This is a genomic window from Streptomyces sp. MMG1533 (genome assembly GCF_001279775.1).
In the GTDB taxonomy this organism is placed as follows: Bacteria; Actinomycetota; Actinomycetes; order Streptomycetales; family Streptomycetaceae; genus Streptomyces.
On sequence record NZ_LGDG01000259.1, the window covers coordinates 1 to 23274 of the forward strand.

Annotated in this window: 22 protein-coding genes; 19 read left to right on the forward strand and 3 right to left on the reverse strand. The window is 70.0% G+C overall.

The genetic code is table 11. The features are described 5' to 3' along the window. The first annotated feature begins 309 nt into the window (after positions 1 to 309). Positions 310 to 888 (forward strand): hypothetical protein, encoded by a 579-nt coding sequence (locus ADK57_RS38105; RefSeq protein ID WP_053754276.1) that lies wholly within the window; start codon positions 310 to 312, stop codon positions 886 to 888. 58 nt (positions 889 to 946) lie between these two features. Here ADK57_RS38105 and ADK57_RS38110 read toward each other — a convergent pair whose 3' ends face one another. Then, positions 947 to 1252 carry a ferredoxin gene (locus ADK57_RS38110; protein ID WP_053754277.1) on the reverse strand — a complete coding sequence of 102 codons (306 nt, stop codon included), beginning with the start codon at positions 1250 to 1252 and terminating at the stop codon, positions 947 to 949. A 244-nt stretch (positions 1253 to 1496) separates the two neighbouring features. Between ADK57_RS38110 and arc the strand changes: the two genes are divergently transcribed. The 5 genes from arc (at position 1497) to prcA (ending at position 7193) form a co-directional block, all read left to right on the forward strand. Beyond that, a complete protein-coding gene (gene arc / locus ADK57_RS38115) occupies positions 1497 to 3263 on the forward strand; it encodes a proteasome ATPase (RefSeq protein WP_053754278.1) in 1767 nt (588 codons plus the stop codon). A gap of 232 nt (positions 3264 to 3495) precedes the next feature. Next, on the forward strand, positions 3496 to 5007 hold the full coding sequence (dop, locus tag ADK57_RS38120) for a depupylase/deamidase Dop (RefSeq protein WP_420711957.1): 1512 nt from the start codon (positions 3496 to 3498) through the stop codon (positions 5005 to 5007). 155 nt (positions 5008 to 5162) lie between these two features. Continuing rightward, positions 5163 to 5378 carry a ubiquitin-like protein Pup gene (locus ADK57_RS38125; RefSeq protein ID WP_030038375.1) on the forward strand — a complete coding sequence of 72 codons (216 nt, stop codon included), beginning with the start codon at positions 5163 to 5165 and terminating at the stop codon, positions 5376 to 5378. A 149-nt stretch (positions 5379 to 5527) separates the two neighbouring features. Next, on the forward strand, positions 5528 to 6373 hold the full coding sequence (prcB, locus tag ADK57_RS38130; RefSeq protein WP_053754280.1) for a proteasome subunit beta: 846 nt from the start codon (positions 5528 to 5530) through the stop codon (positions 6371 to 6373). A gap of 73 nt (positions 6374 to 6446) precedes the next feature. Further along, positions 6447 to 7193: a proteasome subunit alpha gene (gene prcA / locus ADK57_RS38135; protein WP_053754281.1), complete on the forward strand. Its 747-nt coding sequence runs from the start codon at positions 6447 to 6449 to the stop codon at positions 7191 to 7193. 54 nt (positions 7194 to 7247) lie between these two features. Here prcA and ADK57_RS38140 read toward each other — a convergent pair whose 3' ends face one another. After that, complete coding sequence (locus ADK57_RS38140; RefSeq protein WP_053754282.1) at positions 7248 to 8264, reverse strand: LacI family DNA-binding transcriptional regulator; 1017 nt, start codon at positions 8262 to 8264, stop codon at positions 7248 to 7250. 165 nt (positions 8265 to 8429) lie between these two features. Here ADK57_RS38140 and ADK57_RS38145 point away from each other — a divergent pair, with 165 nt between their 5' ends. The 13 genes from ADK57_RS38145 to ADK57_RS49460 all read left to right on the forward strand — a co-directional run bounded on the left by ADK57_RS38145 (position 8430) and on the right by ADK57_RS49460 (position 21420). Continuing rightward, a complete protein-coding gene (locus tag ADK57_RS38145; protein ID WP_053754283.1) occupies positions 8430 to 9689 on the forward strand; it encodes an MFS transporter in 1260 nt (419 codons plus the stop codon). A gap of 9 nt (positions 9690 to 9698) precedes the next feature. Further along, a complete protein-coding gene (pafA, locus tag ADK57_RS38150) occupies positions 9699 to 11060 on the forward strand; it encodes a Pup--protein ligase (protein WP_028801611.1) in 1362 nt (453 codons plus the stop codon). Between the two features lie 128 nt (positions 11061 to 11188). Further along, entirely contained in the window at positions 11189 to 12193 is a 1005-nt protein-coding gene (locus tag ADK57_RS38155) for an FKBP-type peptidyl-prolyl cis-trans isomerase (protein WP_053754284.1), read from the forward strand. Positions 12194 to 12253: 60 nt separating this feature from the next. Next, a complete protein-coding gene (locus tag ADK57_RS38160) occupies positions 12254 to 12625 on the forward strand; it encodes an FKBP-type peptidyl-prolyl cis-trans isomerase (protein ID WP_053754285.1) in 372 nt (123 codons plus the stop codon). Between the two features lie 129 nt (positions 12626 to 12754). After that, a complete protein-coding gene (locus ADK57_RS38165; protein ID WP_053754286.1) occupies positions 12755 to 13708 on the forward strand; it encodes a helix-turn-helix transcriptional regulator in 954 nt (317 codons plus the stop codon). Positions 13709 to 13723: 15 nt separating this feature from the next. Further along, entirely contained in the window at positions 13724 to 14755 is a 1032-nt protein-coding gene (locus ADK57_RS38170) for a helix-turn-helix transcriptional regulator (protein ID WP_053754287.1), read from the forward strand. Next, positions 14752 to 15060, forward strand: a complete 309-nt coding sequence (locus tag ADK57_RS38175; protein WP_420711958.1) for a hypothetical protein — start codon at positions 14752 to 14754, stop codon at positions 15058 to 15060. Before ADK57_RS38170 ends, ADK57_RS38175 begins: the two co-directional genes overlap by 4 nt. A 10-nt stretch (positions 15061 to 15070) precedes the next feature. Then, entirely contained in the window at positions 15071 to 15265 is a 195-nt protein-coding gene (locus ADK57_RS38180; protein WP_030038388.1) for a hypothetical protein, read from the forward strand. Positions 15266 to 15526: 261 nt separating this feature from the next. Further along, entirely contained in the window at positions 15527 to 15817 is a 291-nt protein-coding gene (gene tatA / locus ADK57_RS38185) for a Sec-independent protein translocase subunit TatA (RefSeq protein ID WP_053754289.1), read from the forward strand. Positions 15818 to 15864: 47 nt separating this feature from the next. Continuing rightward, on the forward strand, positions 15865 to 16812 hold the full coding sequence (gene tatC / locus ADK57_RS38190) for a twin-arginine translocase subunit TatC (protein ID WP_199830772.1): 948 nt from the start codon (positions 15865 to 15867) through the stop codon (positions 16810 to 16812). Between the two features lie 32 nt (positions 16813 to 16844). After that, the gene (locus tag ADK57_RS38195) at positions 16845 to 17735 is read left to right on the forward strand and encodes a diacylglycerol kinase (RefSeq protein WP_053754291.1); all 891 of its coding nucleotides are present in this window, start codon (positions 16845 to 16847) and stop codon (positions 17733 to 17735) included. A 40-nt stretch (positions 17736 to 17775) separates the two neighbouring features. Next, positions 17776 to 20637, forward strand: a complete 2862-nt coding sequence (locus ADK57_RS38200) for a DEAD/DEAH box helicase (RefSeq protein ID WP_053754292.1) — start codon at positions 17776 to 17778, stop codon at positions 20635 to 20637. 525 nt (positions 20638 to 21162) lie between these two features. After that, the gene (locus ADK57_RS49460) at positions 21163 to 21420 is read left to right on the forward strand and encodes a hypothetical protein (RefSeq protein WP_053754293.1); all 258 of its coding nucleotides are present in this window, start codon (positions 21163 to 21165) and stop codon (positions 21418 to 21420) included. A 192-nt stretch (positions 21421 to 21612) separates the two neighbouring features. On the opposite strand, the gene atzF is transcribed toward ADK57_RS49460, so the two are convergent. Beyond that, the gene (gene atzF, locus ADK57_RS38210; RefSeq protein WP_053754294.1) at positions 21613 to 23268 is read right to left on the reverse strand and encodes an allophanate hydrolase; all 1656 of its coding nucleotides are present in this window, start codon (positions 23266 to 23268) and stop codon (positions 21613 to 21615) included. Positions 23269 to 23274 lie beyond the last annotated feature (6 nt).

Here is a 23274-nt window from a genome sequence, read left to right on the forward strand (position 1 = left end):
GCACCTGGCACCTCGCACCCGCCGGTGCATGACCGGAGGGGCTGTCCGGCCTGACGGCCGGACAGCCCCTCACCAAGATCTTCATCGACCTTCTAGGGCCTGTCCCGCAGTCAACGTGCAGGCGCCGTGGCCGAGTTCCCGCAGATCCCGGGAACTCGGCCACGGCGCCTCTCTGTTGACGCGGCACGGCACCAGAATCCGCTGTACCGAAACCCGAACGAGTACGCACCCCGCCGTTCCGTCGCCCTGTGACGTGTGGCACCATGCAGGCCACCCCCACCGGCACAGCCCTCACGGGAGACACTCCTAGTGCAGCAATCCGCCGTCCCGGAACTGGCACACACCCACACCCGTCCGATCCACTGGGTCGCCACCGCGACGGCGGTCGCCGGAGTCGTGGCCCTCTCCTCGATCCTGCAGCCCAACCCGGCCACGGCGGCCCAGGCGGCCGGCCCGGAGACCAAGGGTGCCCCGGCCGTCACCGCGCCCCCCGATCCCGCGGGCGTCGACTTCCCGATCGAGTGCGGTCCGGTCAAGGAGCTCGTGCAGAAGCAGGCTTCCGGGGACCTCGACGGCGACGGCAGGCCGGAGACGGTGGTCGTGGTGCACTGCGACGCGGCGATGGGAACCCCGCCCGACGGCGTGTACGTGCTCACCCGGACCGCGGAGACCGGCAAGCCGCGGGTGGTGGCCACCCTGGTCGCCCCCAAGGACCGCCTCACCGTGACCGACTTCGCCCTCCGGGGCCAAGCCGTGCTCGCGACACTCCTCGGCTACTCGTCCGCCGACGTGCCCAGTTGCTGCCCCGACGTGAAGGACAGCGCGAAGTGGCAGTGGAAAAATGGCGCGTTCATCCGCTCGACACCCGGCGGAACGCGGACCGTGTGAACCGCGCAACCGGCGCGTGTGAGAAATCAGACAGTAGTAACGGCGGGTAGCGGCAAGATCACTCGGCGTCCGGGCCGTAGATCTCGACCTTGTCCGAAACGCGACGGACGTGGATGCAGTCGCCCGGACACTCCTTCGCCGAGTCGACCACATCCGTGAGAAGCGGCAGCGGTACGGGCGTTGTGGCGCCCTTGTCCTGAAGCAACTCGTCGCCGGGGCTCTTGACATAGGCCAGACCGTCGATGTCCAGCTCGAACACCTCGGGCGCGTACTGGGCGCAGATGCCGTCGCCGGTACAGAGATCCTGGTCGATCCAGACCTCCAGATCCTCGCTGCCGGCCCCTGCCTCCTGCTGCACGCTCATGTCTCCTGCCGTTTCTGCGTCGAGCCGAACGGGAATCCGGCCAGCTCTGACGGGTGTTGAACGCTTCGACCCTACCTCCGGCAGCTTTCCAATCATGTTCGGTGGGTATTCCCCTGGCGTGAGGGAGAGCGCAAGGGTGAAGATCGGACACACCCCGACAGTCTTTGTGATCTAGGGGTTTCAATCGACACCCACCCAGGTAGGGTCTGGAAGCGTCCAGCTCCCCTTGGAGGAGGTGAGGACCGTGGCAGCCCACGACGACGACATGAACCGCGGCATCCGCCCGGGACGAGGGTCCGAGGACCCTGCCGGGCAGGTTGCCTACCTTGAGCAGGAGATCGCCGTCCTGCGACGTAAGCTCGCCGACTCTCCGCGACACACGAGGATTCTCGAAGAGCGGATCGTCGAGCTGCAGACCAACCTGGCCGGCGTGTCCGCCCAGAACGAGAGACTCGCCAACACGCTCCGTGAGGCCCGCGACCAGATCGTGGCCCTCAAGGAGGAAGTCGACCGGCTCGCGCAGCCGCCGGCTGGCTTCGGTGTCTTCCTCACGGCGAATGAGGACGGCACGGCGGACATCTTCACCGGCGGCCGCAAGCTGCGGGTGAACGTCAGCCCGAGCGTGGAACTCGAAGAGCTCCGGCGCGGCCAGGAAGTGATGCTCAACGAGGCTCTCAACGTGGTCGAGGCCATGGAGTACGAGAGCGTCGGCGACATCGTCACCCTCAAGGAGATCCTGGAGGACGGCGAGCGTGCCCTCGTGGTGGGGCACACCGACGAGGAGCGGGTGGTACGGCTCGCCGAGCCGCTGCTGGACATCACCATCCGCCCCGGCGACGCCCTGCTGCTCGAGCCCCGCTCCGGCTACGTCTACGAGGTCGTACCGAAGAGCGAGGTCGAGGAGCTCGTCCTCGAAGAGGTCCCGGACATCGGCTACGAGCAGATCGGCGGTCTGGGCGGCCAGATCGAGATGATCCGCGACGCGGTCGAGCTCCCGTACCTCTACCCCGACCTGTTCAAGGAGCACGAACTGCGGCCGCCCAAGGGCGTCCTGCTGTACGGGCCCCCCGGATGCGGCAAGACGCTCATCGCCAAGGCCGTCGCCAACTCGCTGGCCAAGAAGGTCGCCGAGGTCACCGGCCAGGCCCAGGGCAAGAGCTTCTTCCTCAACATCAAGGGTCCCGAGCTCCTGAACAAGTACGTCGGTGAGACCGAGCGGCAGATCCGCCTCGTCTTCCAGCGCGCTCGTGAGAAGGCCAGCGAGGGCACCCCCGTCATCGTCTTCTTCGACGAGATGGAATCGCTCTTCCGCACTCGTGGATCGGGCGTCAGCTCGGACGTGGAGAACACCATCGTCCCGCAGCTGCTCGCCGAGATCGACGGCGTGGAGGGCCTGCAGAACGTGGTCGTGATCGGCGCCTCCAACCGCGAGGACATGATCGACCCCGCCATCCTGCGGCCCGGCCGGCTGGACGTGAAGATCAAGATCGAGCGTCCGGACGCCGAGGCGGCCAAGGACATCTTCGGCAAGTACCTCACCGAGCGCCTCCCGCTGCACTCCGACGACGTCGGCGAGCACGGCGGCAGCAAGGCCACCACCGTCGGAAGCATGATCCAGACGGCCGTGGAACACATGTACGCGGAATCCGAGGAAAACCGCTTCCTGGAAGTCACCTATGCCAATGGCGACAAGGAAGTCCTCTATTTCAAGGACTTCAATTCCGGCGCCATGATCGAGAACATCGTGGGCCGCGCCAAGAAGATGGCGATCAAGGACTTCCTGGAGCACAACCAGAAGGGCCTCAGGGTCTCCCACCTCCTCCAGGCATGCGTGGACGAGTTCAAGGAGAACGAGGACCTGCCCAACACCACCAACCCGGACGACTGGGCCCGCATCTCCGGCAAGAAGGGCGAGCGGATCGTTTACATCCGCACCCTCATCACCGGAAAGCAGGGTGCGGACACCGGGCGCTCTATCGACACGGTGGCGAACACCGGTCAGTACCTGTAAAACACAGGGCGGCTGCGGGTGCCCTCACCGGGTACCCGCAGCCGACTGTTTTTCGGGACGGCTGGAGCAAGGCAATGACGCAAATGATCTCCCCACCAGCGCAGAGGCGTTCTAGGCTCTTCGGTACCGCCGAGTCGCGCAGTGCGGGGACGGGCACCGCACACGCATCGGAGCGCCAGCGGTACTTGAGCGGCGTCCCCGACCGAGGACGCCGCCGGGCAAGGAGGGCCGCATGACCGTACGGCGAGTAATGGGCATCGAGACGGAGTACGGGATCTCCGTCCCCGGTCACCCCAACGCCAATGCCATGCTCACCTCGTCCCAGATCGTCAACGCCTACGCGGCGGCGATGCACCGGGCCAGGCGAGCCCGCTGGGACTTCGAGGAGGAGAACCCGCTGCGGGACGCGCGAGGCTTCGACCTCGCCCGCGAGGCCGCCGACTCCAGCCAGCTCACCGACGAGGACATCGGCCTGGCCAACGTGATCCTCACCAACGGCGCGCGGCTCTACGTCGACCACGCACACCCCGAGTACAGCGCCCCCGAGGTCACCAACCCGCGCGACGCCGTCCTCTGGGACAAGGCCGGCGAGCGCATCATGGCGGAGGCGGCGGAGCGGGCGGCCCAGCTCCCCGGCGCCCAGCCGATCCACCTCTACAAGAACAACACCGACAACAAGGGCGCGTCCTACGGCACGCACGAGAACTACCTGATGAAGCGGGAAACCGCCTTCTCGGACATCGTGCGCCACCTGACGCCGTTCTTCGTCTCCCGCCAGGTCGTCACCGGTGCGGGCCGCGTCGGCATCGGCCAGGACGGCCACGAGCACGGCTTCCAGCTCAGCCAGCGGGCCGACTACTTCGAGGTCGAGGTGGGCCTGGAGACCACCCTCAAGCGCCCCATCATCAACACCCGCGACGAGCCGCACGCCGACGCCGAGAAGTACCGCCGCCTGCACGTGATCATCGGCGACGCGAATCTCTCGGAGATCTCGACCTATCTGAAGCTGGGCACGACGGCGCTCGTCCTGTCCATGATCGAGGACGGCTTCATCGCCGTCGACCTGGCGGTGGACCAGCCCGTCCGCACCCTCCACCAGGTCTCCCACGACCCGACACTCAAGCGACTGGTCACACTCCGCAGCGGCCGGACACTCACCGCGGTGCAGTTGCAGATGGAGTACTTCGAGCTGTCGCGCAAGTACGTGGAAGAGCGGTACGGCGCGGACGCCGACGAGCAGACCAAGGACGTCCTGGCCCGCTGGGAGGACACCCTCAACCGGCTGGAGAACGACCCGATGAGCCTGGCCGGCGAGCTGGACTGGGTCGCCAAGCGGGAGCTCATGGAGGGCTACCGGCGCCGCGACGACCTCGACTGGGACGCCGCCCGGCTGCACCTGGTCGACCTCCAGTACGCCGACGTGCGCCCCGAGAAGGGCCTCTACAACCGTCTGGCGGCCCGCGGCCGGATGAAGCGCCTGCTGGACGAGAACGAGGTCGAGCGGGCCCGTACGAAGCCGCCGGAGGACACACGCGCGTACTTCCGCGGACGGTGCCTGGAGCAGTACGCCGACGACGTCGCCGCGGCTTCCTGGGACTCCGTGATCTTCGATCTGCCGGGCAGGGACTCGCTCCAGCGCGTTCCAACCCTCGAACCGCTTCGCGGAACGCGAAATCACGTCAAGGAGCTCCTGGACCGTTGCCGGACGGCCGAAGACCTGGTCAGGGTGCTGTCGGGCAGCTGAGGGGTACTCGGGGCCGACTCGGTCCCACAGGGTGGAATCCCCGGCGTTCGGGAATCATCGAGGTGGTCCCCGGACGTTGAGGGAACTGCGGGGCCGATGTCGGACCCTGCTTGTAGGGTCTGATCAAGAACGTCGAACCGAGCGGGGTGAGGGTTATGGCGACCAAGGACACCGGCGGCGGACAGCAGAAGGCGACGCGCAACACCGAGGAGGTCGAGGAGGCGCCCGAGGCGCAGGCATCCGAAGACCTCAAGGAGCGCCAGGAGAAGCTGAGCGACGACGTCGACTCGGTACTGGACGAGATCGACGACGTGCTCGAGGAGAACGCAGAGGACTTCGTGCGTTCCTTCGTGCAAAAGGGCGGTCAGTAAAGCCAGTTGTCCGTCCCGGAGTCGGCCCGCGCACAGCAGGTCGTCGCCGGGACGGATGACCGGCGTCGGCACGGGTATGGTCCGTGCACAGATTTGATGATCGGCTCGGCCGTCCCGGGCGGGCCGCCGCCTTACGTGGAAGGAATCGCGTGGAAGCCAACCCTCGTAGCACCGGGCGTCTGCCGGCTGCCTTCCTGACGCCCGGCTCGTCCTCCTTCATGGACTTCCTGTCCGAACACCAGCCGGAGATCCTCCCGGGCAACCGGCAGCTCCCGCCCACCCAGGGCGTGATCGAGGCGCCGCACGGCACCACGATCGTGGCCGTGACGTTCCCCGGCGGTGTCGTGCTCGCCGGTGACCGACGCGCCACCATGGGCAACGTCATCGCACAGCGCGACATCGAGAAGGTCTTCCCGGCCGACGAGTACTCGGCCGTCGGCATCGCCGGCACCGCCGGTCTCGCGGTCGAGATGGTCAAGCTCTTCCAGCTGGAGCTGGAGCACTTCGAGAAGGTCGAGGGCGCGCAGCTCTCCCTGGAGGGCAAGGCGAACCGCCTGTCGACCATGATCCGTTCCAACCTCGGCATGGCCATGCAGGGCCTGGCCGTGGTCCCGCTCTTCGCCGGGTACGACGTGGACCGTGGCAGGGGCCGCATCTTCTCCTACGACGTCACCGGCGGCCGCTCCGAGGAGCACAACTTCGCGGCGACGGGCTCCGGCTCGATCTTCGCCCGCGGCGCCATGAAGAAGTTCTTCCATGACGGCCTGACCGAGGCCGAGGCCACGATGCTCGTGGTGCAGGCCCTCTACGACGCGGCAGACGACGACTCGGCGACCGGCGGTCCCGATGTCGCCCGCCGGATCTACCCGATCGTCACCGTGATCACCGAGGACGGCTTCCGCCGTCTCGGCGAGGACGAGTCCTCCGAGATCGCCCGCTCGATCCTGGAGCGGCGCCTGGAGCAGCCCGACGGCCCGCGCGCCGCGCTGCTCTAGCCGGCGGGCCCGGTTTCTTACCAAGGTGATCCAGGGAATTCGACGGAACCCAGAAGAGAGGGACGGATAACCGGTGTCGACGCCGTTCTATGTCTCACCCCAGCAGGCCATGGCCGACCGGGCGGAGTACGCCCGCAAGGGCATCGCCCGTGGCCGCAGCCTGGTCGTGCTGCAGTACGCCGACGGCATCGTCTTCGTCGGCGAGAACCCGTCCCGCGCGCTGCACAAGTTCAGCGAGATCTACGACCGGATCGGCTTCGCGGCCGCCGGCAAGTACAACGAGTACGAGAACCTCCGCATCGGCGGCGTCCGCTACGCCGACCTGCGGGGCTACACCTACGACCGTGACGACGTGACCGCCCGCGGCCTGGCCAACGTCTACGCACAGACCCTGGGCACGATCTTCTCGTCCGCGGCCGAGAAGCCGTACGAGGTGGAGCTGGTCGTCGCCGAGGTCGGGGAGACGCCCGAGGGCGACCAGATCTACCGCCTGCCGCACGACGGATCGATCGTGGACGAGCACGGCTCGGTCGCGGTCGGCGGCAACGCCGAGACGATCAGCAGCTATCTGGACCAGCGTCACCAGGACGGCATGAGCCTCGCCGAGGCTCTCAAGCTGGCCGTCCAGGCCCTGTCCCGCGACACCAACGGCAGCGAGCGGGAGATCCCCGCCGAGCGCCTGGAGGTCGCGGTGCTGGACCGTACGCGGCCGCAGAAGCGCAAGTTCAAGCGCATCGTCGGCCGCCAGCTCGCCCGGCTGCTGGAGGCCGGCGGAGCGACCACCGAGGCGGAGAGCGCCGAGGAACCCGACGAGAAGTAGCCAACCTCGCTCCTGAAGTGCCCCGGCCGACCCATCGGCCGGGGCACAGGCGCTTCAGGAGGCGCTCGGAGGTGCCGTGGAGCCCCGCACGATCAGCTCGACGGGAATGTCCCCCGCCTCGGGCGTACGGCCCTCCAGGACCGCCAGCAGGGCCAGCATGCCGCGCTCCCCGAACAGCTCGGCGTCCAGCCGTACGGTCGTCAGCTCGGGATCGATGGCCGTGGCCAGGGCGAGGTCGTCCAGCCCGGTGACGGACACGTCGTCGGGAACGCGCAGGCCGAGGCGGCGCAGCGCCTTGTAGGCGCCGGCGGCGAGCTTGTCGTCGTCGCAGACCAGCGCGGTCGGTCGCGGGCCGGGGGCCGACAGCGCGGCCTCGGCGGCGGCCACGGCACCCTCGATGGAGATCGGCGCATGGGCCGTGCGGACCGAGGTGCCGGGCACTGCGCCGACCCGTGCGGCCAGCTCGCGGGCGCGTACCTCGAAGGTCCAGGACGGCACGTTGGCCGCCAGGTGCAGGAAGCGGCGGTGCCCCAGGCCGAGCAGGTGTTCGGCGACCTGCCGTACGCCGTCGGTGATGTCCAGGTTGACCGTGGCCACGCCGAGGCTTCCCGAAGGGTCGCTGTCCAGCATCACCAGCGGCAGCTGGTCGCCGCGGATCGCGGAGAGGGCGTCGGCGGCCATGGAGGAGGCGATGACGCCGTCCAGGGCGGCCTGCGCCGAGGCGAAGGGGTCCCGGGCGGGCCCGATGCCCTCGGGGGAGGGGTACAGGACCACGCCGAAGCCGTGGTCGGCGGCGACCCGGGCCGCGCCCGTGTAGACGCCCGCGAAGAACTCGGTCGTCAGCGCGGGGACCACCAGGAGCACGGTGCGGGTGTGGCCCAGGCGCAGGTTGCGGGCGGCCAGATTGGGCCGGTAGCCCAGCTCGCGCGCGGCCTCCCGGACGCGCTCGGCCGTCGTCTCCGACACCCGCCCGCGCCACTTGTCGCCGAGGACCAGGGAGACCGCGGCCTGGGAGACGCCGGCGGCCTGGGCGACGTCACGGCTGGTGGGGCGGGTGCTGCCTCGTGCCACCGGCTGCCTGCTCCTTTCGTCTGGTCGTGCGCCTCCGGGCGCGCGCCCGGAGGCGCACTCCCTGTCGTCTGGACGCGTGAACAGCGCACATGGTACGTATGACAGAGGACGTTATACGTAAAACCTCACGCGTCACCGACGCACCGGGCGAGCAAAGGGTGGGACATGGCCGCGGGATACCTGGAGATCCTCAGGGCGAGGCACGCCGTCCGGCTGCTCGCCGGCACGCTGGTGGGACGGTTGCCGAACGCCACCGCCGCGATCGCGATCGTGCTGTTCGTGCGCGCCGAGGGCGGCACCTACACCCTGGCCGGCGGACTCGCGGCCGCGTACGGCGTGGCCAACGCCGTGGGCCAGCCGGTGCTCGGCCGCCTCGTCGACCTCCACGGCCAGCCGCGCGTCCAGCTGCCCGCCGCGCTGCTGTCGGCCCTCGCGATGGCAGCCTTCGCCTTCGCGGGCACCGATCCGCTCCCGCTCGCCTACGCCACCGTGGCGGCCGCCGGGCTCTTCACGCCGCCCCTGGAGGGCGGCCTGCGGGCACTGTGGCCGAGTGTCCTCCGCAAGGAGGACCAGGTGCACACGGCGTACGCCATGGACGCGGTCGCGCAGGAAATCATGTTCGCCGTCGGACCGTTGCTGGTGACCCTGTGCGTGTCGCTGTGGTCGGAGCAGGCCGCGCTGCTCGTCCTGAACGTCGTCGGTGTGCTGGGTGCCCTCTCCGTGGTCGCGTCGCCGCCCTCGCGCGCGTGGCGCTCGGCGCCGCGCGAGGCGCACTGGCTCGGCGCGCTCAGGTCGCCCGGACTCCGCGCGCTCCTCGGCGCGTTCCTCTTCGTCGGCATCGCGCTCGGCTCCATCACCGTCGCCTCCGTGCCGTACGCGGACGACAACGGCGGTGACGCGGTGTACGGCTGGCTGATGGCGGGCGTGGGGCTGGGTGCGCTCATCGGCGGCCTCTTCTACGGGGCGCGGCGGTGGACCGGCGAACCGGCCCGGCGACTGCAGGCCCTGGTGGCGCTTCTGGCGGTCTGTTACCTGCCGCTGACGCTGATGCCGGGCCCGGTCGCCATGACGTTGCTGACGGTCCTCGCCGGCGTCTTCCTGGCGCCCGCCATCGCCTGTGCGTTCGTGCTCGTCGACCGGCACGCCCCGCGTGGGACGGTCACCGAGGCGTTCTCCTGGCTCGTGACGACGTTCACCGTGGGCGCGTCCGTCGGAACGGGCCTCGCGGGCCCGGTGGTCGAGGCGGGCGGGGCCCTGTGGGGCTTCGCCGTACCGGGCGCCGCGGGGGGCGTGTCGCTGCTCGTTCTGCTGGCCACCGGGCGGGTCCTCGCAGCTTCCGCCGGGAGTGCGGTGGTTGCGTCTTCATCGGAAAATGATCCAAACCGTGCTGTCGAACCCCGTTTCAGCTCGGGGGATCGGGCGTAATGTTCACTCATGGACCGCCGCATTTTCGGGCTGGAGAACGAGTACGGCGTCACGTGTACGTTCAGGGGACAGCGCCGCCTGTCTCCCGACGAGGTGGCGCGGTACCTCTTCCGCCGTGTCGTGTCATGGGGCCGCAGCAGCAATGTCTTTCTGCGGAACGGTGCCCGCCTCTATCTCGACGTCGGGTCACATCCGGAATACGCGACACCCGAATGTGACAACGTGACCGAACTGGTCACCCACGACAAAGCAGGCGAGCGCATTCTCGAAGGACTCCTGGTGGACGCCGAACGACGCCTGCACGAGGAAGGAATCGCGGGCGACGTCTACCTCTTCAAGAACAACACCGACTCGGCCGGTAACTCCTACGGCTGCCACGAGAACTATCTGGTGGCCCGGCACGGCGAGTTCTCCCGGCTCGCGGACATTCTCATTCCGTTCCTCGTCACGAGGCAGCTTCTCTGCGGCGCCGGCAAGGTGCTGCAGACCCCGCGTGGCGCGGTGTACTGCGTCAGCCAGCGGGCCGAGCACATCTGGGAGGGCGTCTCCTCGGCGACGACCCGCTCCCGGCCGATCATCAACACCCGCGACGAACCGCACGCCGACGCCGAGCGCTACCGTCGCCTGCACGTCATCGTGGGTGACTCCAACATGTCCGAGACGACCATGCTGCTCAAGGTCGGTGCCACCGACCTGGTGCTGCGCATGATCGAGGCGGGCACCGTGATGCGCGACCTCACCCTGGAGAACCCGATCCGGGCGATCCGCGAGGTCAGCCACGACATCACCGGCCGCCGCAAGGTCCGCCTGGCCAGCGGCCGCGAGGCCTCCGCCCTGGAGGTGCAGCGCGAGTACTACGAGAAGGCCGTGGACTTCTGCGAGCGCCGCGGCATCCGCACCGGCACCGTGGAGCAGGTCCTGGAGCTGTGGGGCCGTACGCTCGACGCGATCGAGGCCGAGGACCTCGACCGGATCGGCACCGAGATCGACTGGGTCATGAAGTACAAGCTCATCGAGCGGTACCGGGCCAAGCACAACATGACCATGTCCCACCCGCGGGTCGCGCAGATAGACCTCGCCTACCACGACATCCACCGCCGTCGTGGCCTGTACTACCTGCTGGAGAAGAAGGGCCAAGCCGCCCGGATCTGCAACGACTTGAAGATCTTCGAGGGCAAGTCGGTTCCGCCGCAGACCACTCGCGCGCGACTGCGCGGCGACTTCATCCGGCGGGCGCAGGAACAGCGCCGTGACTTCACGGTCGACTGGGTCCACCTCAAGCTCAACGACCAGGCGCAGCGCACGGTGTTGTGCAAGGACCCGTTCCGTTCCGTGGACGACCGGGTGGAGAAGCTGATCGCGGGAATGTGAGCAACCCGTTCCGGAGGAACTTCCGGAACGCAACACGGGCGCCGTACGTTTCACGTACGGCGCCCTTCTCACGCCGTAGAGTTGCGCGCACGCCATCAACAAGATCGACCGATTACGAGGCCCCCACCGTGCGCCGACGCTCACTCCTCATCGCCGTCCCGACAGGACTGGTCACGCTCGCCGGATGCGGCGACGACGACTCAGGCTCCAGCGACGAGGCGAGCGGCAGCGCGTCGCCCTCGGCGTCGGCCTCGGCGTCCGTCCCGGCGCCGAAGATCGTCGACGGGCCCCTTCCGGCGATCACCGCGGGCACGAAGTTCGGTGAGAAGCCGACGGTCGCCAAGGGCAGCGGCGACCCCTCCAAGAACCTCGCGGTGAAGACCATCACCGCGGGCAACGGCACCACGGTCGCCGAGAACGACTACATCCAGGCGAACTACCTCGGTCAGATCTGGGACACGGCGAAGGTCTTCGACAACTCGTACGACCGCAAGACACCGCTGCTCATCCAGCTCGCCACGAGCAGCATCATCGACGGCTGGCGGTATGCCCTGACCGGCAAGAAGACCGGCAGCCGCGTGCAGTTCTCGGTGCCGCCCACCTGGGGGTACGGCAAGGAGGGCTACGCGGAGGGCGGCATCAAGGGCACCGACACGCTGGTCTTCGTCGTCGACCTGCTCGAGACGTTCAACGCGAAGAGCTCCGCCAAGGGCACCCAGGTCGCCCAGGACAACGTGGACCTGCCCAAGGTCGGCACCAACACCGACGGCAAGGCCCCCTCCATCGAGGTCCCCAAGTCCGACGCGCCGAAGAAGCTGGTCGCGAACTACGTCATCGAGGGCGACGGCGACGAGGTCGCCGCCGAGAACACCGTGCTCGTGCAGTACAAGGGTGTCCTGTGGGATTCCGGCAAGGAGTTCGACTCGACGTACAGCCGAAAGGCCCTGACGTCGTTCTCGCTCCAGCAGGTCGTCAAGGGCTGGTCGCAGGGGCTCACCGGCAAGAAGGTGGGCAGCCGGGTCCTCATCGTCGTCCCGCCGGACCTGGGCTACGGCGACAGCCCGCCGGCCGGCAGCGACATCAAGAAGGACTCCACGCTGGTGTTCTCGGTCGACATCCTCGCGAAGATGTGACCCCCTTGAGATGCAAGACTGTGTCCGTTGCCTTTCCGTACACAAGCAGGAGCTAGAGACGTGAGCATCGACAAGCCCGAGATCGACTTCCCGGGCGGCGAGCCCCCGGCGGACCTGGAGATCAAGGACATCTGGGAGGGCGACGGCGAGGTGGCGCAGGCGGGCCACACCGTCACCGTCCACTACGTCGGCGTTGCCTTCAGCACCGGCGAGGAGTTCGACGCCAGCTGGAACCGCGGTACTCCGTTCCGCTTCCCGCTGGGCGGCGGCCGGGTCATCAAGGGCTGGGACCAGGGCGTGCAGGGCATGAAGGTCGGCGGCCGCCGCCAGCTGACCATCCCCGCCCACCTCGCCTACGGCAACCAGAGCCCGACCCCGGCGATCAAGCCCGGCGAGACCCTGATCTTCGTGGTCGACCTCCTCGGGGTCTGATCGTCGTACGACCGGTCTCGATCACCTGGGGCCCATGCCTGTCCGGGCATGGGCCCTCGGCTTTTGCCGCGCCACTGCGGGGCGGTACGGTCATCGTCCGTAAGCACCATAGGGAGGCGAAGGGCGTCGATGGCCATTGCCAAGGCCGAGCGACTGATGAACCTGGCGCTGTGTCTGCTCGGGACGCGGCGGCCGCTCAGCAAGCGCGAACTGCGTGAGTCCATCGAGGCCTACCTGGAAGCCGGGTCGGACGACTCCTTCAACCGCATGTTCGAGCGGGACAAGGACGATCTGCGCGAACTCGGCCTGGTCATCGAGACCGTCGAGAACCTGGACGGTGAGATCGGCTACCTGGCCCGCCGCGACAGCAACCGCCTCCCGCCCGTCACCCTGGACGCCGAGGAGGCCGCCGCCCTGGGGCTGGCCGCCAAGGTGTGGCAGCAGGCCCGGCTCGCCGGCGCGGCCAGCGGTGCCCTGCAGAAACTGCGCGCCGCGGGACTCCCCGAGGACTTCGACCCGTACGAGGCCCATGGCGCCCTCGAGCCGCGCATCCCGGTGCACGAGGCCGCGTTCGAGCCGCTGATGCTGGCCTGCCGCGACCGCCGCCCCGTCGTCTTCGACTACCGCAAGGCCACCGCCGCCCACCCCGAGCCCCGGCACGTCGAGCCATGGGCGCTGGAGTGCTGGCGCGGCCACTGGTACCTGGCGGGCTGGGACCGCGACCGGAGTGCCGAGCGGGTGTTCCGGCTGTCCCGGATCACCGGCAAGGTGCGCACCCGCGGCGCCCGGTTCACCGCCCCGGTGCCCGACGTCGTGACCGTTCGGGAGACCGTCGCGAGCTGGGCCGGCGAGACCGCCGACCGGTCCGCGCTGATCCGGCTGCGCTCCGGGGCGGGCTACCCCCTGCGGGCGAAGGCCGTGTCGGTGCGGGAACTGGGAGACGGCTGGGACGAGTTGGAGATTCCGTACGGCCACGGGCTGGACGCCTGGCTGGTGGAGTTCGGGCCGGACGTGGTGGTCCTGGAGCCCGCAGAGCTGCGGGCCGACGTGGTGGACCGGCTGCGTGCCGTGGCCAAGGGCTGAGGGGGACGTAAGAAAGTGGTGGGAAAACCGGCCAGGCCCACGAACGCCATCGACCAGACCCGGCGGATGCTCTCCCTGGTGACCTATCTGAGGGAGCGCCCCGGCGCCCGGGTCGAGGACGTCGCCCGGGCCTTCGGGATCACCGAGGACGAGCTGGTCTCCGACCTCGACGTGCTGCCCATGTGCGGCACCAGCTTCCGCGGCGGCGATCTGCTCGACATCGACACCGACGGCGAGCGCATCTGGTGGCACAACCCCGATGACGTCGCCGAGCCGCTGAGGCTCGCCGCCGACGAGGCCACCGCGCTGCTGGTCGCCGCCCGCGCCGTGTCCACGCTGCCCGGCCTGCGCGAGAGTGACCGGCAGGCGCTGCTGCGGGCCACCGCCAAGGTGGAGACCGCGGCCGGCGAGCAGGCGGGGGCCAGCTCCCGGCTGTCCGTGACCTTCGAGTCGGAGGGCGGCGTCTTCGCGGACGTCGACCGGGCCATCTCCGAGCGGCGCCGACTGTGGATCCGCTACTACTCGCCCGCCCGCGACGAGGTCACCGAGCGTGAGATCGACCCGATCCGCCTGGTCAGCGTCGGCCACACCTACGTCGAGGCCTGGTGCCGCCGCTCCGAGGCGCGCCGCACCTTCCGGCTCGACCGGGTCGCCGAGATCAAGATCCTCGACGAACCGTCCGCGCCGCCCGAGGTCGAGCTGCGCGACCTGTCCGAGGGGCTGGTGCAGCCCGCCGCCGAGGACCCGGAGGTCGTCGTCGAGGTCGGTCCCGGTGGGCGCTGGGTCGCCGAGTACTACCCGCACGACAGTGCGGATGAGCTTCCGGACGGCGGGCTGCGTATCACTCTGCGCACCCCGGAGCCCGCGTCCCTGAGGCGGCTGGCGCTGCGGCTCGGACGCGACGGCCGGATCGTCTCGCCGCGCGACCTCGCCGACAGCGCCCGCGAGGCGGCCCGCGAGGCGCTGGCGGCGTACGACGGGGTCGAGGCACCCGGCGCGCACGCGGTTCACGACGATCAGTACGACAGGCGGGAGCAGGAGCTTTGAGCGAGTCGTCGACGTCTGGCGCGGAAATGACGGTTGGCTCGGGCGTGACGGTGGCCGCCGCGTTCGCCGGAATGAGGAGTGTGACCCCGGTGACGTTCAGGGCCGGCTGCCCGGACTGCCGGGGGCGCTTCGAGCTCGCCGCGAGCGCTCTGCGCCTGGCCATCGGCGCCAGCAGCCGCACCACCTTCTACTCCTTCACCTGCCCCGACTGCGGATCGGCCGTCCGCAAGCCGGCGGGCGAGCGGATCGTCGAGCTGCTGACCGGCGGTGGGGTCAGGACCTTGCGACTCCACTCCACCCTCTAGGCTCGGCCGCATGTTCTGGCCGATGTTCGCGGTAGCTGTGGGTTTCCTGGGTCTCGCCGTTCTCGGTGTGCTCGCCGTACGCGTCTTCCTGGAGGCGCAGCGTCTGGGCAGGCAGGTCACGGACTCGGCGCGGCGCATCAACCGCGCCGCGGAGGAACTGGAGCGTGCCTCCATGAGCGCGGCCCGCTCTGTCGACTCGCTGTGAGTCGTCCAGAGCGTCTCCTGTGAGTTCCGGGTGTGATGCGCTTTGGACCACTTCGCCCTGTCAACTTGGTGGTTCCGGCAGGTACGCTGCATGTCGCGGTCCGGAGAACGAGGCCCGAACCGCGGACCGGGAGTACGCACAGGGATTGCCAGGCGTTTACCCCTGAGCGTTACGATCGCTGTCAGCACGATCGGTCGGACACATGTCCGACCGGTCGAACAGCACCCCACTCCAGCCGCCTCGGTGAGAAGGTAAAGACTTATGTTCGGAAGGCTCGGCGCCCCCGAGATCATTCTCATCCTCGTCGTCATCATCCTGCTGTTCGGCGCCAAGAAGCTTCCGGACATGGCGCGCTCGCTCGGCAAGTCCGCGCGGATCCTCAAGAGCGAGGCCAAGGCGATGAAGTCCGAGGGTCAGGACAACGCGTCCGCTGCCGCGGCCCCGCCGCACGACGACCAGCAGCCCCCCGTCCAGCGCACCATCCAGGCCGCTCCCGGCGACGTGACGAGCTCGCGCCCGGTGACCGAGCCGACGGACACGACCAAGCGCTGACGCAGGGCCGGTGACCTCCGGCCCGCCGCACGAGATGGGAACGTGGGTTGCTGAAGTCTGCCCGCCAAGAGGAGAAGGATCCCGAGGGGCGGATGCCCCTCGCGGAGCACCTTCGTGAGCTTCGCAACCGGCTCGCGAAGGCGATGCTGGCCATCGTCGCGGTCACGGTCGTCGCCGCCTTCTTCTACAACGACATCATCAATCTGATCACCAGGCCGATCCTGGACTCGGTCGGCTGTGAGCAGAGCTTCGAACAACTGGCGAAGTCGAAGTCCAGTGAGCCGTGTGCGCAGATCACCATCAACGGTCTGCTCACCCCCTTCACCCTTGCGTTGAAGGTGTCGCTGATGGCCGGTGTGGTCCTGGCCTCGCCGGTGTGGCTCTACCAGCTGTGGGCGTTCGTCGCGCCCGGCCTGCACCGGCACGAGAAGAAGTACGCCTACGCGTTCGTCGGCACGGGTGTCCCGCTGTTCCTCGGCGGCGCCTACTTCGCCTACACGGTGCTGCCCACCACGGCGAAGGTGCTGCTCGAGTTCACGCCGGCCGACGCTTCCAACCTGCTGCCGCTGGACGACCTGCTCGATCTCGTCATCCGCATGGTGCTCGTCTTCGGTCTCTCCTTCGAGCTGCCCCTGCTGCTGGTCTTCCTCAACCTCACCGGGGCGATCACCGGCAAGCGGATGCTCGGCTGGTGGCGCGGCATGATCATGGGCATCACGGTGTTCGCGGCCGTCGCCACGCCCAGCACCGACCCGCTGACGATGCTGGCGCTCGCCGGACCGATCTGGGTGCTGTACTTCGGCGCGGTCGCCTTCTCCCTGGTCAACGACCGGCGCAGGCGCCGCCGCGACGAGCTGGGCCCCGCCGACGACGAGGCATCCGAGCTCGACCTCACGCCCGAGGACGTCGGCGAGGTGGAGACCGTCTCGGCCAGCCGGGCGCTGCCCGAGCAGGCGAGCACCGACCGGGTCAACGGTTATGACGACGTGACCTGATCGTGCGGGCCGCCCTTGTAACGTCCGGGGGCGTGACCAGCGAGATCACCCTCTTCGTCAACCCCACCGCGGGGCGCGGCCGGGGCGCCCACGCGGCGCAGCCGGCCGCTTCCGCTTTGCGGGCGGCCGGTTTCTCCGTGCGTACGGTCCTGGGTGCGAACGCCGAGGACGCCCTCACGCGCGCGCGTGCCGCCGTCGCCGAGGGCACCGCCGCCCTGATCGCCGTCGGCGGCGACGGCATGGCGAACCTGGCCCTCCAGGCTGTCGCCGGCACCCGCACCCCCTTGGGCCTGGTCGCCGTCGGTACCGGCAACGACTTCGCCCGCGCCCTCGGCCTGCCCGTGCGCGACCCCGCCGCCGCGGGCCGCCTGATCGCCGACGCCCTCAAGGGCGCCCGGATGCACGAGGTCGACCTCGGTCAGGTGGACGGCCGCTGGTTCGGCACGGTCCTCGCCTCCGGCTTCGACTCCCGGGTCAACGACCGCGGCAACCGCATGCGATGGCCCGCGGGGCGTCTCAAGTACGACCTGGCGATGCTCGCCGAACTCGCCGCGTTCAAGCCCTTCCGGTACCGGATCACACTCGACGACGGTGACGTACGGGAGGTCGAGGCGACCCTCGTGGCCGTCGGCAACGGGTCGTCGTACGGCGGCGGCATGCGGATCTGTCCGGGCGCCGACCTCACCGACGGGCTGTTCGACATCACGGTGGTCGGGGACTGCAGTCGTGCGACGCTGCTCAGGGTGTTTCCGACGGTGTACCGGGGCCGGCACGTCGAGCATTCCAAGGTCACGGTGTTGCGGGCGGCCAAGGTCGAGATCGCCGCCGAAGGGATCACGGGGTACGCGGACGGGGAGGCGCTCGGGCCGCTGCCGCTGACCGCGCGCTGTGTACCGGCTGCCGTACGGATCGTAGGGCCGTGAGCTGCGGGGATTCGATGTTTATCGTCATCGGATCCGGATAATGATCGTCCTGTTGTCAGTGGGGCCCGGTAGTCTCGAAAGCACGATGACAGAGGACCTCTCACCGGCCGAGCGGTATGCGGCAGCACGTAGGCGCGCTGTCGAGCAGGCCACCGCGCTCGCCGGCTTCCGCGAGATGTACGACTTCGGCCTCGACCCCTTCCAGATCGAGTCCTGTCAGGCGCTCGAAGCGGGAAAGGGCGTCCTGGTGGCCGCGCCCACCGGCTCGGGCAAGACGATCGTCGGCGAGTTCGCCGTCCACCTCGCCCTCCAGCAGGGCAAGAAGTGCTTCTACACGACACCCATCAAGGCGCTGTCGAACCAGAAGTACGCCGACCTGTGCCGCCGTTACGGCGCGGACAAGGTCGGTCTGCTCACCGGCGACAACAGCGTCAACTCGGACGCCCCGGTGGTCGTGATGACCACCGAGGTGCTGCGGAACATGCTGTACGCGGGCTCGCAGACCCTCCTCGGTCTCGGATACGTGGTCATGGACGAGGTGCACTACCTCTCCGACCGCTTCCGCGGGGCCGTATGGGAGGAAGTGATCATTCACCTCCCGGAGTCGGTCACCCTCGTCTCGCTGTCGGCCACCGTGTCGAACGCCGAGGAGTTCGGCGACTGGCTCGACACCGTCCGCGGCGACACCGAGGTGATCGTCTCCGAGCACCGTCCCGTCCCGCTGTTCCAGCACGTGCTCGCCGGGCGGCGGATGTACGACCTGTTCGAGGAGGGCGAAGGGCACAAGAAGGCCGTCAACCCCGACCTCACGCGGCTGGCCCGCATGGAGGCCAGCCGGCCCTCGTACCAGGACCGCAGGCGCGGCCGTGCGATGCGGGAGGCCGACCGTGAGCGGGAGCGCCGGCAGCGCTCCCGCGTCTGGACGCCGAGCCGGCCCGAGGTCATCGAACGCCTCGACGCCGAGGGCCTGCTGCCCGCCATCACCTTCATCTTCAGCCGCGCTGCCTGCGAGGCCGCCGTCCAGCAGTGCCTGCACGCGGGCCTTCGGCTGAACGACGACGAGGCGCGGGGGAGGGTGCGCGCCCTGGTCGAGGAGCGCACGGCCTCCATCCCGACCGAGGACCTGCACGTCCTCGGTTACTACGAGTGGCTGGAGGGCCTGGAGCGCGGCATCGCGGCCCATCACGCGGGCATGCTGCCGACGTTCAAGGAGGTCGTCGAGGAGCTCTTCGTACGCGGCCTGGTCAAGGCGGTGTTCGCGACCGAGACGCTCGCGCTGGGCATCAACATGCCCGCGCGGTCGGTGGTGTTGGAGAAGCTCGTCAAGTGGAACGGCGAGCAGCACGCCGACATCACCCCCGGCGAGTACACCCAGCTGACCGGTCGTGCCGGTCGGCGCGGCATCGACGTGGAGGGGCACGCGGTCGTGCTGTGGCAGCGCGGCACGAGCCCCGACCACCTGGCGGGGCTGGCCGGCACGCGCACGTATCCGCTGCGCTCCAGCTTCAAGCCGTCGTACAACATGGCGGTCAACCTGGTCGAGCAGTTCGGCCGGCACCGCTCGCGCGAGCTGCTGGAGACGTCCTTCGCGCAGTTCCAGGCCGACAAGTCGGTCGTCGGGATCTCGCGGCAGGTACAGCGCAACGAGGAGGGGCTGGACGGCTACAAGGAGTCCATGACCTGTCACCTCGGGGACTTCGAGGAGTACGCGCAGCTGCGCCGCGAACTCAAGGACCGTGAGACCGAGCTGGCCCGGCAGGGTGTCAACCAGCGGCGCGCCGAGGCGGCCGTCGCGCTGGAGAAGCTCAAGCCCGGGGATGTCATTCACGTCCCGACGGGCAAGTACGCGGGCCTGGCCCTGGTGCTGGACCCGGGGCTGCCGGCCGGGCGGTCGAACGGCCACCGAGGCTTCGAGCAGCACGACGGTCCGCGCCCACTGGTGCTGACCGCCGAGCGGCAGGTCAAGCGGCTCGCGTCGATGGACTTCCCGGTGCCCGTCGAGGCGTTGGAGCGGATGCGGATCCCGAAGTCCTTCAACCCGCGCTCCCCGCAGTCCCGTCGGGACCTCGCCTCCGCGCTGCGCACCAAGGCCGGGCACATTCCGCCGGAGCGGGCCCGCAAGAAGCGGTCCCAGGCCGCCGACGACCGGGAGATCGCCCGGCTGCGCACGGCCCTTCGCGCGCACCCCTGCCACGGCTGCAACGACCGTGAGGACCACGCCCGTTGGGCCGAGCGCTACCACCGGCTGCTGCGCGACACCTCGCAGCTGGAGCGCCGTATCGAGGGGCGTACGAACACGATCGCCCGTACCTTCGACCGGATCGTCGCGCTGTTGACCGAGCTGGACTACCTGCGCGGCGACGAGGTCACCGAGCACGGCAAGCGGCTGGCCCGGCTGTACGGCGAACTCGACCTGCTGGCCAGTGAATGTCTGCGGGCCGGCGTGTGGGAGGGCCTCGCCCCGGCCGAACTGGCCGCCTGCGTCTCGGCGTTGGTGTACGAGTCCCGGATGGCCGACGACGCCATGGCGCCCAAGGTGCCCTCGGGCAAGGCGAAGGCCGCGCTCGGCGAGATGGTGCGGATCTGGGGCCGCCTGGACGCCCTGGAGGAGGACTTCCGGATCACCCAGACCGAGGGCGTGGGCCAGCGCGAGCCGGACCTCGGCTTCGCCTGGGCCGCGTACATGTGGGCGTCCGGCAAGGGCCTCGACGAGGTGCTGCGCGAGGCGGAGATGCCGGCGGGCGACTTCGTTCGGTGGTGCAAGCAGGTCATCGACGTGCTCGGCCAGATCTCGGCGGCGGCGCCCGTCTCCGGCGGGCAGGGCTCGACGGTGGCGAAGAACGCGCGCAAGGCGGTCGACGAGCTGCTGCGCGGGGTGGTCGCCTACTCGTCGGTGGGCTGAGCTCCGGACAGCAGGGCCGTGGCCAGGTCCCGGACCGCCTCATGGAGACGGTCCGGGACCTGGCCACGGCCCTGCTGTCCGGGCAGAGGAGACGGACGAGGTCCGCGTCGAAGGCGCCCGGCAGGACGTGGGCACCGGCCTCGGCGTCCCGGACCCGGGCCGTGGCGAGCAGGCCCGAGTCGTGCCGGTGCCGGGGCAGGTACAGCGGATCGGTGAACCGATCGGCCGCGCAGGCCTGTTCATGGGGCGAGAAGAGCGCGACATTGCGCGTGGCCGGATCGGCCGGCGCATCGAGGAAGGCGCCCAGGCCCAGGCCCGGGAGCGGTTCTGTTCCCATGCCCGGTGGCGGGGCCCGGTCTCGATGCCCTCGCCGATCGCCTGCGCCCGCTCGTGCTGGTCACCGGGGCGTCCGGCGGGGTGGGCCGGCACGCGGCGCAACTCGCCGCACCTGCCGGGGCGTTGGTGTTCGCTTCGGTCGGCACGCCCGAGCGCGGCTAGGGGCTGCGCGAACCGGGTGCCGGCCAGGTGGTCGCCGGGCTCGACGGGGTGTCCGGGCCGGTCGACCTCGTACTCGACACCGTCGGCGGGCCCGGGCTCCTCGCCGCCTACGGGCCGCCGGCGCCGGGTGGGAACCTCCAGAGCGTCGGCTGGGCGTCCGGCGAGCCCGCGGTCTTGCCGCCCGGTTCGCTCTTCGCGCCGGGCCCGGCACGCACCATCGGCTCCTTCGGGGATGCGGAGCGGTCCGGCACCGAACATCGCCGTTCTGCTCCGACTGCTCGTTGAGGTGCGGCTTGTCGGCCGAGGTGGGGTGGCGCGGGCCGTGGCAGCGGGTCGGGGAGGCGTACGAGGCCCCTCCTCGGGCCGAGGGTGCCGAGGGTGCCGAGGGTGCCGAGGAAGGCCGTACTCGACGTCGACTGACTTCGGCCGCCGAGGGGCCGAAGGGGAGACTGCCCCCTCGCTCGGAGTCGACCGGCTTCAGCGGCTCAGATACGCCCGCCAGCCGCCGTACGAGGTGATGTCCTCGGCATCCGCGACGAGAGCGCCCGGCTCGCACAGGAAGCCCGGGACCCGGCTGCCGTCCGCGAGTTCCACGCTGCCCAGTGTCATCGGACGGGGGAGGGCCGCCAGGAGTCCGCCGAGGCCCTCCGCGGGGAGGCGCCACACCTCCGTCTCGATCGCGGCGCCGCCCTCGCCGACGTGGACGAGGCCGGGCTTCGGCGGTTCGGTCGCGAGCGCGTGCAGGCGGTACACGGGTGCGGTCGTGGTCGTACGGTCGAGACGGGCGCCCAGGGACAGGAGTTGCGGGTTGAGCGGCTGGCCCGAAAGGTGTGCGCCGGCCACCGCGAGGCGCGTCTGCGGCCGGAGCAGGCCGGCGATGCGGGCGAGGCGTTCGTCCGTGAAGGCCGGGCCGATCAGCATCACGCCGAAGGGCAGGCCGTTCACCTCACCGGCGGGGGCGGCGACCGCCGCCAGGTCGAAGAGGTTCGTGGAGTTGGTGAACCGGCCCAGGCGCGCGTTGGCGCCCAGCGGGTCGGCGGCCACCTCGGCGAGGGTGGGATGGCCGGGGGTGGTGGGCAGCAGCAGGGCGTCCGCGTCGGCGAGTTCGGCGAGGGCACGGGTGCGCAGGGCGGCCAGGCGGTCGGTGTCGGCGTAGAGCTGGTGGGCAGGGATGTCGCGGGCGCGGGTGATGATGCCGGCGACGGTGGGGTCGAGGGACGGGTCACCCTCGGACATCGCCTTGTCGACAAAGCCCCCTACGGCCGTGTATCGCTCGGCGACGAACGCGCCCTGGTAGAGCATCGCGGCGGCCTCGGTGAACGGGCCGAGGTCGATCTCCCGCGTCGACACGCCCGCCTCGACGAGCTGTGCCACCGAGGCCTCGTACGCCTCGGCCCAGCCTTCGTCCAGTTCGCCGAGCTGGTCCCGCGCCGGAACCGCGATCCGCCACGGGCCCGGCGTGCGCTGGGGGAGCGGGGGAAGGTCGCGGTCGGGCGGGGACGCCATGTGCGCCAGCGCCTGCTCGGCCTCCGGGAGCGTGCGGGCGAAGACCGTCACGCAGTCGAGCGACGCGCAGGCCGGGACGACGCCCGCCGTCGGGACCAGGCCCCGGGTGGGCTTGAGGCCGACGATGCCGTTGAAGGCGGCCGGGACCCGGCCCGAGCCCGCGGTGTCGGTGCCGAGCGCGAAGTCGACGATGCCCAGGGCCACGGCGACAGCGGAACCCGAGCTGGAGCCGCCGCTGATCCGGGCCGGATCGTGGGCGTTGCGGACGGCGCCGTGCGGGGAGCGGGTGCCGACCAGGCCCGTCGCGAACTGGTCCAGGTTCGTGGTGCCCAGCACGATCGCCCCCGCCGCGCGCAGGCGGGCGACGACCGGAGCGTCTGCGTGGGGGGCGTAGGCATACGACGGGCAGCCTGCCGTCGTGGGCAGTCCGGCCACGTCGATGTTGCCCTTGGCGGCGAACAGGCGCCCGGCGAGCGGGAGTCGCTCACCGCCGGACACCCGCTCGTCGACCGCGCGGGCCTCCCGCTCGACCTCCTCCCGCGGGCGCAGGTCGATCCAGATCTCGGGGCGGTCCACGGCCTCGATGCGGGCGTAGGCGGCGCGGACGCGGGAGAGGGTGGTGGACATTTCTCG

Excerpts from the sequence above, each read along its gene's own strand:
- ADK57_RS38125 (WP_030038375.1), top strand. The coding sequence starts at position 5,163 with ATGGCGACCAAGGACACCGGCGGCGGACAGCAGAAGGCGACGCGCAAC.
- atzF (WP_053754294.1), bottom strand. The coding sequence starts at position 23,268 with ATGTCCACCACCCTCTCCCGCGTCCGCGCCGCCTACGCCCGCATCGAG.
- dop (WP_420711957.1), top strand. The coding sequence starts at position 3,496 with ATGACCGTACGGCGAGTAATGGGCATCGAGACGGAGTACGGGATCTCC.
- ADK57_RS38180 (WP_030038388.1), top strand. The coding sequence starts at position 15,071 with ATGTTCTGGCCGATGTTCGCGGTAGCTGTGGGTTTCCTGGGTCTCGCC.
- ADK57_RS38200 (WP_053754292.1), top strand. The coding sequence starts at position 17,776 with ATGATCGTCCTGTTGTCAGTGGGGCCCGGTAGTCTCGAAAGCACGATG.
- tatA (WP_053754289.1), top strand. The coding sequence starts at position 15,527 with ATGTTCGGAAGGCTCGGCGCCCCCGAGATCATTCTCATCCTCGTCGTC.
- ADK57_RS38110 (WP_053754277.1), bottom strand. The coding sequence starts at position 1,252 with ATGAGCGTGCAGCAGGAGGCAGGGGCCGGCAGCGAGGATCTGGAGGTC.
- pafA (WP_028801611.1), top strand. The coding sequence starts at position 9,699 with ATGGACCGCCGCATTTTCGGGCTGGAGAACGAGTACGGCGTCACGTGT.
- ADK57_RS38145 (WP_053754283.1), top strand. The coding sequence starts at position 8,430 with ATGGCCGCGGGATACCTGGAGATCCTCAGGGCGAGGCACGCCGTCCGG.
- ADK57_RS38165 (WP_053754286.1), top strand. The coding sequence starts at position 12,755 with ATGGCCATTGCCAAGGCCGAGCGACTGATGAACCTGGCGCTGTGTCTG.